General features: G+C 59.0%; 14 protein-coding genes, 1 tRNA gene and 1 pseudogene. 12 read left to right on the top strand and 4 right to left on the bottom strand.

All coding sequences use genetic code 11. The features are described 5' to 3' along the window. Positions 1-342: 342 nt before the first annotated feature. The 5 genes and pseudogenes from radA (at position 343) to V5D86_RS05055 (ending at position 6,058) form a co-directional block, all read left to right on the top strand. Entirely contained in the window at positions 343-1,287 is a 945-nt protein-coding gene (radA, locus tag V5D86_RS05075) for a DNA repair and recombination protein RadA (protein ID WP_414595615.1), read from the top strand. Positions 1,288-1,325: 38 nt separating this feature from the next. Beyond that, a complete protein-coding gene (locus tag V5D86_RS05070; RefSeq protein WP_414595614.1) occupies positions 1,326-2,336 on the top strand; it encodes a methyltransferase domain-containing protein in 1,011 nt (336 codons plus the stop codon). Positions 2,337-2,358: 22 nt separating this feature from the next. Further along, a pseudogene (locus V5D86_RS05065) lies at positions 2,359-3,957 on the top strand (AAA family ATPase); the annotation flags it as partial. 166 nt (positions 3,958-4,123) lie between these two features. After that, complete coding sequence (purN, locus tag V5D86_RS05060; protein ID WP_414595613.1) at positions 4,124-4,948, top strand: phosphoribosylglycinamide formyltransferase; 825 nt, start codon at positions 4,124-4,126, stop codon at positions 4,946-4,948. Between the two features lie 3 nt (positions 4,949-4,951). Next, complete coding sequence (locus V5D86_RS05055) at positions 4,952-6,058, top strand: hypothetical protein (protein ID WP_414595612.1); 1,107 nt, start codon at positions 4,952-4,954, stop codon at positions 6,056-6,058. Between the two features lie 7 nt (positions 6,059-6,065). Here the strand turns inward: V5D86_RS05055 and V5D86_RS05050 are convergent. Then, positions 6,066-6,141, bottom strand: a tRNA-Glu gene (locus tag V5D86_RS05050). Between the two features lie 90 nt (positions 6,142-6,231). Between V5D86_RS05050 and V5D86_RS05045 the strand changes: the two genes are divergently transcribed. Beyond that, positions 6,232-8,013 carry a hypothetical protein gene (locus V5D86_RS05045; RefSeq protein WP_414595611.1) on the top strand — a complete coding sequence of 594 codons (1,782 nt, stop codon included), beginning with the start codon at positions 6,232-6,234 and terminating at the stop codon, positions 8,011-8,013. On the opposite strand, the gene V5D86_RS05040 is transcribed toward V5D86_RS05045, so the two are convergent. The 3 genes from V5D86_RS05040 to V5D86_RS05030 are packed head-to-tail and all read right to left on the bottom strand — an operon-like array spanning position 8,004 to position 10,256. After that, the gene (locus V5D86_RS05040) at positions 8,004-9,176 is read right to left on the bottom strand and encodes a hypothetical protein (RefSeq protein WP_414595610.1); all 1,173 of its coding nucleotides are present in this window, start codon (positions 9,174-9,176) and stop codon (positions 8,004-8,006) included. The genes V5D86_RS05045 and V5D86_RS05040 overlap by 10 nt on opposite strands. A 17-nt stretch (positions 9,177-9,193) precedes the next feature. After that, on the bottom strand, positions 9,194-9,805 hold the full coding sequence (locus V5D86_RS05035; RefSeq protein ID WP_414595609.1) for a hypothetical protein: 612 nt from the start codon (positions 9,803-9,805) through the stop codon (positions 9,194-9,196). Continuing rightward, positions 9,795-10,256 (bottom strand): hypothetical protein, encoded by a 462-nt coding sequence (locus tag V5D86_RS05030; RefSeq protein WP_414595608.1) that lies wholly within the window; start codon positions 10,254-10,256, stop codon positions 9,795-9,797. The genes V5D86_RS05035 and V5D86_RS05030 overlap by 11 nt, the downstream gene beginning before the upstream one ends. A 394-nt stretch (positions 10,257-10,650) precedes the next feature. On the opposite strand from V5D86_RS05030, the gene eif1A reads away from it, so the two are divergent. The 6 genes from eif1A to V5D86_RS05000 are packed head-to-tail and all read left to right on the top strand — an operon-like array spanning position 10,651 to position 14,204. After that, the gene (gene eif1A / locus V5D86_RS05025) at positions 10,651-10,977 is read left to right on the top strand and encodes a translation initiation factor eIF-1A (protein WP_414595607.1); all 327 of its coding nucleotides are present in this window, start codon (positions 10,651-10,653) and stop codon (positions 10,975-10,977) included. Positions 10,978-10,983: 6 nt separating this feature from the next. Beyond that, the gene (locus tag V5D86_RS05020) at positions 10,984-11,781 is read left to right on the top strand and encodes a serine protein kinase RIO (protein WP_414595606.1); all 798 of its coding nucleotides are present in this window, start codon (positions 10,984-10,986) and stop codon (positions 11,779-11,781) included. After that, on the top strand, positions 11,778-12,326 hold the full coding sequence (locus V5D86_RS05015; protein ID WP_414595605.1) for a KH domain-containing protein: 549 nt from the start codon (positions 11,778-11,780) through the stop codon (positions 12,324-12,326). Before V5D86_RS05020 ends, V5D86_RS05015 begins: the two co-directional genes overlap by 4 nt. 11 nt (positions 12,327-12,337) lie before the next feature. Then, a complete protein-coding gene (locus V5D86_RS05010; RefSeq protein ID WP_414595604.1) occupies positions 12,338-13,564 on the top strand; it encodes a tRNA pseudouridine(54/55) synthase Pus10 in 1,227 nt (408 codons plus the stop codon). Between the two features lie 9 nt (positions 13,565-13,573). Next, a complete protein-coding gene (locus tag V5D86_RS05005; RefSeq protein WP_414595603.1) occupies positions 13,574-13,867 on the top strand; it encodes a 50S ribosomal protein L21e in 294 nt (97 codons plus the stop codon). A gap of 7 nt (positions 13,868-13,874) precedes the next feature. After that, a complete protein-coding gene (locus V5D86_RS05000) occupies positions 13,875-14,204 on the top strand; it encodes an RNA polymerase Rpb4 family protein (protein WP_414595602.1) in 330 nt (109 codons plus the stop codon). The last annotated feature ends 4 nt before the right edge of the window (positions 14,205-14,208 follow it).

The following is a 14,208-nucleotide window of genomic DNA, read 5'->3' as shown; positions in this document are numbered from 1 at the left end:
AGCGGACCTCCCCTGACAACAGGGAGGTCCGGGCATCTCATCCCGTCCCGGAGAGACGACGGGAACGTGCGCAGGAACACGCTCGCCAAACCCAAAAGCCGCCCCCGGACAAGCCTCCGGGGACGGCCAACGATTCTTCTACACACCTGTTCCATCCAACGAACCGGGACCCGCCCGTCCGTGATATTTCAACATTGACCCGCGGCTCCCACTGACGGATACGGGCAGTCCATCCTGTAACACCGCCCGTCCTGTCATCAACACGTTCCGAGGGTTTTCGGGGACCCCCCGAATCCGCTTAAATACCCCGTCCCCAATCGTTCGGACATAGAGAGGATCAACATGGCCACAAAGACACTTGAGGACATTCCGGGCGTCGGCCCCGCAATCGCCGAGAAGCTGCGCGAATCCGGATACACCGAGATCATGGCTATCGCTGTCGCATCCCCCAAGGAGCTGGCGGAGACCTGCGAGCTCGGAGAGAAGAAGGCTATGGACATCATCGAGGGTGCCAAGCTCTGTGCGGACATCGGCGGGTTCGAGACCGGGGAGGACATCCTCGAGAGGAGGAAGACCGTCACGAAGCTCACCACCGGGTCCAAGGCGTTCGACGAGCTCCTCGCCGGCGGACTGGAGAGCCAGTCCATCGTGGAGCTGTTCGGGGAGTTCGGGAGCTGCAAGACCCAGGTCTGCTTCCAGCTCGCCGTGAACGCCACATTGCCCGAGGAGATGGGCGGGCTCGACTCGGACGTCATAATCATAGATTCCGAGAACACCTTCCGTCCGGAGAGGATCATCCAGATGGCCACGTACCTCGGGGTCGACCCCGACGTCACCCTGAGGAGGATCCACGTGGCCCGCGCGTTCAACTCCCAGCACCAGGTCCTCCTCGTGGACAAGGCGATGGAGATGGCCCAGGACATCAAGTGCAGGCTGATGATCGTGGACTCCCTGACCTCCCACTTCAGGGCCGAGTACGTCGGGCGCGGTGCGCTCGCGGAGAGGCAGCAGATCCTCAACCGCCACATGCACGACCTTCTGAACTTCGCCACGGTGAACAATGCGGTCATCGCCGTGACCAACCAGGTCGCCGCGAAGCCCGACGCGTTCTTCGGGGACCCCACCAGGCCGATCGGGGGCCACATCGTCGGACACACCGCCACCTTCAGGATCTACCTGAGGAAGGGGAAGGCCGGGAAGAGGATCGCGAGGCTCATCGACTCCCCCAACCTGCCCGAAGGCGAGGCGGTGTTCATGGTCACCGAGGACGGGATAAAGGACGCGTGATGCGCATCCTTTAATCCGACCTCCACATAATCGGGGGCGTGAGCCCCCAATTCTTCTTCGAACTGTCAGGCGAATCCAAGGACATGCCGCCCGCCGAGGCCATCCGGTGCATGGAGGCCGAGACCGACTCGTTCGATGTCGTGAGGCAGGGCCCGGGATATATCATCGCGGAGTTCGACGAGCGGTACCTGGACGGCATCGCCGACAGGATCGCCCTGACCAAGAGCATGGGGCGCTACCTCGGCGAGTACGACCCGGACGACCTGTCCAACCTCGAGGGTGCGGACCTTCCCGAGGGGACCTTCGCGGTCCGCGGCAAGCGCTTCGAGGGGATGATGAGGGACGCGGACTCCCAGGGGATGGTCAGGAGGATCGGGGGCGTGCTGTCCAAGAGAAGGGACGTGAACCTCCGCGAGCCCGACTTCGTCGTGAGGATGCAGATGTGCGACACCGTCCACCTGTACATCGAGCAGAGGGTGACTGACACGGATCTCCTCGAGAAGAGGAAGGTCGGCGAACGCCCGTTCTTCTCGCCCATATCGCTCCATCCGAAGTACGCCCGCGCGCTCATAAACCTCACAGGCGTGAGGAGGGGCGGGACCGTGCTGGACCCGTTCTGCGGGACCGGGGGCATCGTGATCGAGGCCGCCGAGATGGGAATGAGGGCGATGGCGTCCGACTTCGACCCCGAGATGGTCGCGGGATGCAGGGAGAACCTGGACTTCTACGGCCTAGAGATAGCAGACTTCGACACCATCGACATCGGGGACATCGGCGAGAGGTTCCATGACATCGATGCGATCTGCACGGACCCCCCGTACGGAAGGTCCACGAAGACCGGCGGGGAGGACATAGACCACATCTACGCCCGTGCGGGGGAGGCCATACCCAGGTCCCTCCGCGAGGGAGCGCGCGCCGGGATCGTCCTGCCGCACGCGGTCAGCTACGACACGATGGCATTGGAGAACGTCTATCTCCAGAGGGTGCACGGGTCGCTCTCGAGACACTACCACATATTCAGGAACCGATCCGCCAAACAATTGTTTTAACGTAGATTTCAATACCCCACTCATGAGAAAACTACCTCTCGGGACCCAGGATTTCAAAGAAGTACGGGACAAAGACCTGTACTTCGTTGACAAGAGCTCCCTCATCGCGGAGATCCTCGACAGTTCCGGGAAGGTTTATCTGTACACTCGTCCCCGCAGGTTCGGAAAGTCCATGAACCTCTCGATGTTGGATGCATACTTCAATCAGAGATATGCAGGGAATTCCTGGTTCGATGGTCTGAGCATAACTCGGATCCGCCAGGATGACCCGGAGAAGAACTCCAATGTCGTGATCAACATATCGTTCAAGGATCTGTCCGTCGAATCCTACGATGAGTTCATTGAGGATTTTATCCTCTACATGTCTGACGTCTATTCCCGTTATCCCGAGCTGAAGGATTCGGACAAGTTGAATGAGATAGTACGTGGAGACTATGATGCAGTATGTTGGCGGAGATCCTCGAGATCCGTTCTCCGCTCATCCATTGCCAGATTGTGCGATATGCTCGGCACCCATCACGGAAAGGAGGTCATCCTCCTCATCGACGAGTACGACAAACCCGTGAACAATGCCAACGGCGATGTCCGCGACAGGATACTGGCATTCCTGAAACAGGTGTATGGCGAATCCCTCAAAGACAATCCGTCACTCCGCTTCGCAGTGGTCACCGGCGTGATGCAGATCGCCAAGGAGAACATATTCTCGGACCTTAACAACCTGAAGGTGAACAATGTCCTGAACACCGAATTCGACGAGATGTTCGGATTCACCACAGAGGAGGTTCGGACCGCCTGTAACGATTATGGCCATCCCGAAAAGTTCGAAGAGGCGAAGAAATGGTATGACGGATACCGCTTCGGGAACACAGACATATACAATCCATGGAGCATCATAAGCTACATTGATTCTGGATTCGTGCCGAAGGGCTATTGGACAGGGACCAGCGGGAACTCGATCATAAAGGATCTTCTGGACATGGCTGACCAATCTATCATGGATGACCTCGGATCACTGGCATCCGGGAAGACTGCGGATGTGTCCATCGAGCCGAAGATTACGTACGCCGAGATGGGGACGAACAGGACCTCGATCTACTCCGTGATGGTGATGTCGGGATACCTCAAGGCCATCCCGAACGGCGCTGGCTACAGTGTGTCCATCCCGAACCTCGAGATGTATGACGAATTCGGGAAGGTGATCGCGAACAGATTCGAGGGAAGGATTCCCACATCACTCATGAAATTCACGAACGCCGTACTTGCCGGAGATGACAGAACGATAGAGGAATGCCTCTACGGGCTCATCGCGGACACTGTGAGCGTCAGGGCATTGGACAATGAGCATTCCTACCAGATGCTCATGATCGGGATGATGATGCAACTCTCCGGAAGGTACAGAATAACGGCAGACATGGAGTCCGGGAAAGGCTATCACGACATCAGGATGCAACGCCTCAGGGGCGACAGTCCCAACATCGTGATGGAACTGAAGGTCAAAGGAGGTTCCAACATCGACACATGCGCGAGGGCTGCGCTCGAGCAGATACTTGAAAGAGACTACACCCACGGACTGTCCGGCAAGACGATCATGTACGGGATATGCTTCGATTCGAAAAAGGCCCGGATAGTCTCCGAGAGCATCATACTCCGATGGCCCTGCCCCGATATCACTCGGACAGAATCGTCACAGGAAATGCCTTCCTGTATCGAAATGCGACCTCCTCGCAAAGGAACGCGTCCCATTTGCGACCTTGAACGTAATATATGCGCGCACGTATGGCGGTACCATGCTCAGACTCGGCTGGTTCTCGACAGGAAGGGGCCCGGGGTCCCGCAACCTTCTCAAAGCGGTCATGGACCGCAAGCTAGCAGGAGACCTCGACATAGAGATCGCGTTCGTGTTCTGCAACTGGTCCAACGAGGAGGCGGACAATCCCAAGCGCGAGCAGCGCCAGATGTTCTTCGACATGGTCAGGGACTACGGGATACCGCTGGTCACCGCATCCTGGAAGGAGTTCGAGCCCGAGCTGAGGGAGAGGGACGAGGCCGGGTGGCGCGTCGAGTACGGCAGGGTCCTCAGGGAATCCGTCAGACCGTACCCGTTCGACCTCGGGATCCTGGCAGGGTACATGCTCTGGATGGACGACGAGACCTGCGAGGAGTTCGACATGCTGAACCTCCATCCCGCCCTGCCGGACGGCCCCAAGGGGACCTGGCAGGAGGTAATATGGCAGCTCATCTCCGAGGATGCCCGCTCCCAGGGCGCCATGATGCACGTCTGCACGGAGGAGTGGGACCGCGGCGCGGCGATAACGTACTGCGAGTTCCCCATCCGCGGAGGGGAGTACGATGCCCTCTGGGAACAGATGGAATCCAAACTCAAGACGAGGGGCCTCGACGGCATCAGGTCCGAGGAGGGCCAGGACGAGCCCCTGTTCAAGAGGATCCGCGAGGACGGTGCGAAGCGCGAGCTCCCGCTCATCACCGAGACGATAGCCGCATTCGCCGACGGCAGGATCAGGATAGAGGACAAGAGGCCGGTGACATCGGACGGGTCCCTGAACGGCCCGTACGACCTGTCGGACATGGTCGACAGGGCGCTGGAGGGGTGAGCGATGCCAGGCGAGTTCGATCCGGTCGAGGAGCTGGGCCTGTTCCCGGACAGGATATTCGTCACGGACCTCAGCGGGTTCATACTGAAGAACAACGCCCTGAGGGACCTCTGCGCCAGGTTCATACGCAACGGCGCGCACTTCTACGACGTCGTGAGGAGGTACGATGCGCTGACCGCGTACGTGCTCGGGAGGGAGGAGGCCACCGCAGGGAGCCTGGTGAAATGGGTCATACCGTTCCTCAAGGCCAACGGGGCCACGGACTACTCCGTGAGGCGGTGCTACGCCGAGACCGTCCAGATGATGCCCGGGTCCGAGGATGCGCTCAGGTTCGTCTCCAAGCTGCTCCCGACCTTCGTCTCCACATCGATATACGAGCACGGATGGCTGGAGGTCTCCGAACGCGTGGATGCGCCGCTGTGCGACCCGTTCTACTCGAGGATGGACCTCGACCGCACCGAGTTCGGCCGCTCGGACTCCAGGAAGATCCGCGAGATGGGCGACCGGATAACCGCGCTCCGCGTCCCCAAGACCGTATACGAGCTAAACGTTCCCATGGAGGTCGACCCCGCGGACGTGAAGATCATAAAGACCCTGGACAGGATCCTCCAGGACGAGATGCCCGGGACGCCGGGGATGGCCCTTATGGAGGGCTCCACGGCGATAACGTCCCACAAGAAGGCGTACCACCTCCTGGACATCAGGAAGCAGACCAACATCGACCTCGACTGCACCATGTACGTCGGAGGGGAGGACACCGACTACCAGTGCCTGGACCTCGTCAGGGACGCGGGAGGGGTGGCCATGTCGTTCAACGGGACCGACTTCGCGGTCCGCGGGTCCAACATCGCCATAATGTCCAAGGACTCGACCGTGGGCGCCGTGTTCGCATCGCTGTTCAACGACAGGGGGATCGAGGCCATACTGAACCTCGCCGCGAACTGGAACAGGGACTACCTGAAGAAGTGCGAGTTCCCCGACAGGTCCCTGCTGGACAGAATGCTGCAGGCGCACCCCAGGAAGCTTCCCGAGGTGTACGCCGTCGACAAGAACAACGTCGACGAGATCGCCGCGAGGAGCGCGGAGTTCAGAAAAAAGCTGATGTCCTGAGAAGGGATGGTGCTCCAGTCGGGATTCGAACCCGAGTGTCGGCCTCGAAAGGGCCGAATGATTGGCCGCTACACTACTGGAGCCTAGCATGCCCATCCGCATCTGATTTATAAGGATTGTGCGTGGTCGGGCGATACGAATCCATTTTTATCCGCACTCGGCGATGCATAGGCATGAGCTCGAAGACGATGGCGGCCGTTGCGGTCATCCTCATAGCGGTAGTCGCGGCCATATCCGCGGCGACGATACTCGGAGACGACCCCCCGGACATGCCGGGACCCGACGGCGGGACGTTCCCAACGGACATACCTGAGGAGGAGAGGAGGTTCCACGACCCCGTCGCCTCCGACGAAGAGTTCCGGACATCCCTCGAGCTGATGAACAAGGTCCTGCGGTCCCCGGACTCCGGCATCGACGAAATGGGCTACGCGATAACCGGAACGTACCATGACCTCCTTGTCATGGAGGAGAGGTACATGTGGTCGGAGGCGTTCTACTACCGCGAGCCCGCGAAGTACTCCGAGGCGTTCCCATCCTGGTTCGCGACAGTCAACTCGGCGTTCGACGACTTCAACCGGTCCATCAAGGAAGCGTTGACGGGGGACAACGGCCAGAAAGTGGAATCCGCATTGGAATCGGTCGGCATGGATGCGGACTTGTATCGCGAATACGACGAGATGGACCCCGAGCAGGTGAGCCTCCTGCAGAGGCAGTCGGAGCTCGAGAACGAATATGCCGCGATCATGGGGACAGAGTACTCCGTCCAATGGGAAGGCAGGACCTGGACCGTCCAATCGGTATGGGACAGCGACACGCTGACCTCCGAGGAGAAGGGCGCGGTGCTCGACATGATATACGCGCTGCAGTACACCGATGCCATCGAGGTGTACATCGAGCTCGTCTCCGTCCTGAACGACTTCGCCGGATACTACGGGTACGAGGACTATGCGGACTACGCCTACGGGAATGTGTACCACAGGGACTACGCTCCGGAGGACGTCGCCGGGATGTACGACTGCGTCGAGACCAACGTGGAGATGACGACCACGCTCAACGACCTCCTGTTCGGGGAGAGCGACCTGTTCGGATCCCTGGGATACATCAAGGACTACGGGTACGAGGAGCTGTACGGGTCGATGGAGACGGTCGCAGACATGCTGGGAACCGAGTACTCCGACCTCCTGGGGTACATGGACAGGAACGGCCTCCTGATGATAGAGGGCATCGAGGGACAGATCGGCAGCTGCTACACGTCCGAGCTCCGCGCACACCACAGCGCACTGATGCTGATGAGCGACATGGGCACCCACAACCAGATAAGCGCGATACACGAGTTCGGACACGCCGCGAACATGTGTCTCAGCGAGAGATCCAACATATGCTTCGACGTGTGCGAGATAAACTCCCAGGGACTGGAATGCCTGTCCCTCCACCTCCTGGACGAGCTCGCGCCGGAGGCCCCGGACGCATACGCGACGATGGTCATCGGCAACCTGAGCTACCAGGTCGTGCTCGGCAGCATGCTGACGGAGTTCGAGCTGTGGGCGTTCGAGACCGAGGCGTCGGGGACCGAACTGACCGTGGACTCGCTGATGGGGAAGTTCGAGTCCATAACCGACAGATGGGGATACTCCATCTCGAACGGGGTGATCGACGACGGATACATATGGGCAGACGTCGGCCACCTGTTCTACAGCCCGATGTACTACATATCCTACAGTACATCCGCGCTGAACTCGATGGAGATCATGCTCACGGCGGAGGAGGACTTCGAGAAGGCGAAGGGCATGTACCTGGCGACCATGGAGCAGGACGGACGGAACGGGTACGTCGAGACGGTCGGGAACGCCGGACTGTCCAACGTGCTGGTCGACGGGAACGCCCTGAGGATCTCCGCCGAGATGAGCGAGTGGGTGAAGGAGAACTACGGGGACCCCGCATCGGCTCATGCCTGATCCGCAGGGAACACGATGACGAAGTGAAGGTCGTGCTTATCGTTCGAGTTGGGGACGGACGCGGAGATGTCCAGCTCATAGGTCCCGTCCGAGACGATCCAATAGCTCTCGGAGCCGTTTCCCACGGAAGGCGGGTCCATCTTGCCGATAGACCTGTCGGAGCGCACGCCGATGAATGTGGACCCGGACACGTCGATCGTGACATCGTCCTGCCCCGAGACCGAGAATATGAGCTGGAAGTCGGTCTTGTTGTGTTTGGCCACCTCCAGATAGAGTATGAACTTCACGCCCTTCTCTATGGTGAGCTTCGCCTTGGATGTCTTTTCACCGTCAGGGACGAAACTGTTGTCCACGTCCGTCACGCCGTTATCCTGCGACGCGACGAGCGCGACGTTGTAGTCCACCCCGCCGATGCTGTAGGTATCGTCCTCGACGAACACATGGTCATCCGACAGGAGCCCCACCCCTTTGTAGGACTTCACCCTGAGCGAGAAGTCAACGCTGTTGTCGCAGTTCTTGGAGTATGAGCTCAGAGCCGTCCCGTCGGTCGCCAGGAACTCCAGGTCCAGGTCGAAATCCGATGGGACCGATTCCACCGTCACCGAATCACAGCTCAAAAGGATCTCCACTAGGTACACGGAGCCCACGTTCACCGTGCCTACAAGCTTACTCTCCTCAGGGTTCGTGTTCTCCGTACTTATGACTCCGCCGGTGACGAACGATTCGCCCACCACGGCGCCGGCCTCGTCGTACTCGTATCTGACCTCGATGATCTCGGTGCACACTATGGACACCGACCTGAATATCGACAACCATTCCGACCCGCCCGACGACTGGGAGGCGATCACATGCAAGTCGGCGGTGGCATTGTCGCCGACTACCTTCAGGAAGACGTCCTGGACGCCGGACATGGACCCGGTCTCGCCGACGATCCTGTATCCTCCGGAAATCTCCTCGTACTCCAGGAACGCCTCCCCGAAGGCCGAGATGTCCCACTCGTCGGTGCATTCGAAATCGGAATAGAGATGGAGCCCGTACTCGGATGTCGACACGGGATTCCCTCCGCTGACCACGGAGGACGTCAGACAGAAGGACGTTGGAAGGAGCGAGGAGAGGACCAGGACCGCCAGTATCGTCGACAATGGCAAGGCAATGGATCTCATCCTACGCTCCGTTTTGTTCATGCCGAGGTAACAGAGAAGTTCACATCAACTGTGGATGCAGGCGATGCATCTCCTGCATATTCCGATGTTATGCCTCTAAGTTCGATCTTCGTATATTGTTCCGTAATCTCGAATTGAAGTCCGTTCAGAGGGTCACTATCTATATCTGAAGCCAGTGTGGCACCATCCCCAGTGTACAACCTTATCTCCGAAAATGGTGCGCTGTACACATTATAGGTCATCGTTATGGTGTAAGGTTCACTCGATGAGGGAGTCTTGTTTATCCCCAGATACACATTGCCATAGTTCAGTTTTACTTCAATCCCAGCCTCCACTTTGTATTCCTTCGTAGTTTTGAAAGCACTGCCGTTTTTCTCAGTAACCGTATTCACGGAATATGGAATCTTACCATCACCGAATATCGCTTTATTTTCCAATTCGGTATCGCCGCCAGTATTGCTGCTGTAAAGGCTCAGTTCCAGACCATCACCGGAAATAGGATTGTCATTGCTCGAGACCGTGGACGTCAACGAGTATCCCACGCCGATGATCGCAACGGCGCACATCATTATCGCCACTATCGGGACCAGGATCCTCTTGCGTCCCGATCCGCTATCGCTATCGCTCATTCGATTCCTCCTTTCTGTAAAAGCACACAACCTCGCGGATGCTGTACAGCATCACCGCGAGGCACGCGACCGCCATGATCAGCAGGACGGACTTCGCCTTGGCGAGGCTCGCGACCTCGCCCAGCGCATGGTTGACCCCGACCACCTTCCCGGTCACGGCGTCGAACGGCACGGCTTCTTCCGAGACGTTCGCATCTCCTTTGAGAACGAACAGCTTCGCATCGGAATCGATGTCCACGACCCTGTGCATAACCTCTATCGAACCCAGATCGTATGCCACGACATCCCCGACGGATATTCCTAGGAGATCGTCCCCAGAGATCCTGTGGACCATCGCCAGACTGTCTTCGGGAATCGTGCTTATTTCAAAATCGGTGTCCCCCGCATCCATGGACCCTGTGACCACGAGAACGAGCTCGCGGTCCTCCATGTCGAGGGAGCCACCGTTCAAGTCATACAGGACAAGGACCGAACTGACGACCGCGAGGATCGAAACGATGGCCAGGCAGAGGACCTTTGTCCCCCCCTAGGCGTTTTATTCGGCATATCCATCAGACTCCGCAGAATTTTTCTGCTAACTCTCAACTATTAAGAGCATCGAATTTAAACATACTCATCCAACCTCAAAATAATGAGTACAATTCTGTGTCACAATGATACACATGAGCATCCATTGTGTCAGGCCCGGGGAGCCGTGGCGGATGACCGGGGCCGACCTCCGCGGGATAGCCGCCGCCTATGTCCATGTCCCGGCGCTTCCAGCCAAGAAAGGCCCCTTCTTCCTATCCCTGACAAAATCATTTAAATAGTATAGCCTTTCATGGGCTTCAACATAAGTGATGATCATGGTAGACCAACCGCTGGAGAGTCCCGACGCAGATGTAACACGCGTCCGCCTGCCTAATATCAAGGAGAACGAGATGTTCGGGATAGCTGACCAGCTGCTCGGGGCATCCAAGATAAAGGTCATGTGCGAGGACGGCGTGTCCCGCGTCGGACGCATCCCTGGAAAGATCAAGAAGAGGATGTGGATAAGGGAGGGGGACCTCCTGATCGTGTCCATCTGGGACTTCCAGCCGGACAAGTGCGACGTTCACTTCAGGTACACCCGTACCCAGGCCGTCAACCTCAGCAAGAGAGGAAAGGTTCCCAAGAACCTCGATATTTTCTGATGTACCATGACCTCCTACGAGGAGGCGTACGCGTACCTCGAGAGGCATGTCGACGCCCTGAAGACAAATCGCACCGGAGACGAGCGCGAGACAGAGGGTGAGGTCTTCGACAGGAGGACCCTCCTCACGATCTACGATATGATGACCTCCGGGTACATCGACATGGTCCACTACCCCATCTCGACCGGCAAGGAGGGGAATGTGTTCTATGCCACCGACGAGGAGGGCGACGGCATGGCCCTGAAGATCTTCAGGACCTCCACGTCCACTTTCAAGAGGGTGGCCAAGTACATCGAGGGCGACCCCAGGTTCAGAGGGGTCACCGGGAACCGCTGGAACATGATCTACGCCTGGGTCAACAAGGAGTTCAAGAACCTCATGAGGTACTCCGAGGCCGGCATACCCGTCCCAGAGCCCATAACGTTCGATCAGAACTGCCTGCTCATGGAGTTCGTCGGGGACGAGACCGGGCCGGCACCCCAGCTCAGGGACGTCATCCTGGACGATCCCACCGAGACGTACGACGAGGTCATATCTTTCATCATAGACGGCTGGAAGGACGCCCATCTGGTCCACGGGGACCTGAGCGAGTACAACATCCTCATGCAGGACGGACAGCCGATCATGATCGACGTCGGACAGGCCATGACCACCGACAACTACAACGCGAAGGAGCTTCTGGAGCGCGACATTCGCAACGTCAACGCATTCTTCAGGAAGAGGGGTGCGGACATCATAGATGACAAGGTCGTCTTCGAGGAGACGGTCAACGGAAAGGAAGAGGACGAGGAGGAAGAGGAATGAGGTCCATCAGAGTACCGTCGGACAGGGTCGGAACGCTCATCGGCAAGAGCGGGGAGGTCAAGAAGACCCTTCAGAACATCTCCGGCATCAAGATCGACATCGACACCGAGGAGGGGGAGGTGATCCTGCACGACGACGTCGAGCTCGAGGACCCCCTGAAGGCCCTGCAGCTGATGGACGTCGTGAAGGCCGTGGGAAGGGGGTTCAACCCCGAGAAGGCCATGAGGCTCTTCGAGGACGACGAATACCTGGAGATCGTCGACATCAAGGAGTTCGTCGGCGACAGGGACAACCAGATGGGGAGGGTCCGCGGAAGGCTCATCGGGAAGGACGGGAAGACCCGTCGCATCATCGAGGACCTCACGGGAGTGGACATGGTGATCTACGGGAACACCGTCGGTCTCATCGGGAACTCGATCAGCCTGCCCGTGGCGAAGCACGCGGTGGAGCTCATCCTCCAGGGGAGCGAGCATGCCACCGTGTACCACTATCTGGAGAGCCAGCGCCCCCGCCTGAGGATAGCGGAGATGGGGTTCGACCTCTGAGCGGTGATCTCATGGAAGAGTGGATCGCAGAGAACATCGAGAGCGCCCGCGGACTGGCGTCCGAGGGGCTGTGCGACCGTTGCCTCGGACGCATGTTCGGCAAGGTCGGCACCGGCATGACCAACGATGTCCGCGGACGCATGGTCCGCGATGCCCTGGGCGAGATGGGCGAGGACCTGCCGGCGGCGGACCTGTGCCCCCTGTGCGAGGACGTCTTCGGGCTCATGCCCCGCTTCGCGGAGAACGTGGCCGAGGCGGTCAACGGGGTGGAGTCCGAGAACTTCCTCGTGGGGACCAAGGTCGAGCCGGAGATCGTCCAGCGCGAGAAGGACCTCTGGGAGAAGTACAACCTGCAGAGCCCGGAGGCGATCAAGTCCGAGCTCAACCGCGAGATCGGGAAGCTCGCGCTGCCCATGATCCACCGTCCCGTGGAGTTCAAGAACCCGCAGGTCGTGGCGCTCGTGGACACCAGGTTCGGAGAGGTGAAGCTTGACGTGTCCCCCGTGTTCATCGGCGGACGCTACAACAAGTTCAGCCGCGAGATCCCGCAGACCGTCTGGCCCTGCAGGGAGTGCCACGGCAAGGGCTGCCCACACTGCAACGGCAAGGGGAAGATGTACGAGACCTCCGTCCAGGAGATAATCGGGGACATCGCCCTGGAGATGACCGGCGGCCAGGAGCACTTCTTCCACGGCATGGGCAGGGAGGACATCGACGCCCGCATGCTCGGGGACGGGAGGCCGTTCGTCCTGGAGATCAGCCAGCCCAAACGCAGATTCATAGACCTGGACGAGCTCGAGAGGCTCTCCGGGGACAATGACATGGCCGCATTCAACTCCCTGCACTTCGTCCAGCGCGAAGCGGTGGAGAGGTACAAGGGTGCGGCCGCCAACAAGACCTATCGCGTACGCGTGAGAGCGGATGGGAAAGTTAATAAAGAAGCAGTAGTTGACACCGCCTTATCGTTCAAGGACGCCGATATAGACCAGAGGACTCCACGCCGGGTCGAGCACAGACGTGCCGACCTCGTCAGGCACAGGAGGGTCCACTGGGTGACGGCGGACTCTTTCGACGGCGACGAATTCGAGCTCGAACTCGAGACGGATTCGGGAACGTACGTCAAGGAGTTCGTGTCCGGGGATGAAGGCCGCACGCAACCCAACTTCTCCGAGAGGCTGGGGGTGCAGTGCGTCGTCACCGCCCTCGACGTATTGGCGATCGACTATCATGAACCATGAGGGATTCAAATGCAGGCATCCAGAGGAACCAGGACAAAGACCCGCAACCTTCTGAAGAAGAGGTGCAGGGCACGCGGTATGTCCCCTATCACCAAGGGACTCCAGACTTTCGAGACCGGAGACAAGGTCAACATCATCATCGACCCCAGTGTCCACAAGGGCATGCCCTTCTCCAGATTCCACGGACTCACCGGAGTCGTCAAATGCTCCAGGGGAGAGGCCTACGAGGTCAGCGTAAAGGACGGAAACAAGACCAAGATCGTCGTTGCCCGCCCCGAGCACCTTGTCAGGACCGTGGAGTGAGATTCAAATGGAGCAGAGGTACGTCACGGAAGCAGAGGTCAGAGACCTCCTCGAGGCCGAGACAGAGGCAAGGGGCGGAACCGAGTTCATGCTCGCGTCCCAGAAGGCCGCTCTCGACCACGCCCAGAAGACGTGCTCGATCTCCAAGGAGCAGGCAGACGCGATCGTGGCCGAGGTAGGGAAGTTCGACTTCGTCACCGAGCCCACTGCGGTCAAGATCGCCGATCTGCTGCCCGAATACCCCGAGGACGTGCGTGCGATCTTCGCCAAGGAGAGGGTCACCCTCGAGAAGGACCAGATCGAAGCCATCCTCGAGATCGTCCGTAACAACTCCTGAAGGG

Source organism: Candidatus Methanoprimaticola sp. MG2 (assembly GCF_047501175.1).
Lineage (GTDB): Archaea > Thermoplasmatota > Thermoplasmata > Methanomassiliicoccales > Methanomethylophilaceae > Methanoprimaticola.
The sequence above is the reverse complement of the archived record's forward strand: the minus strand, read 5'-3'. Positions and strand labels throughout refer to the sequence as shown.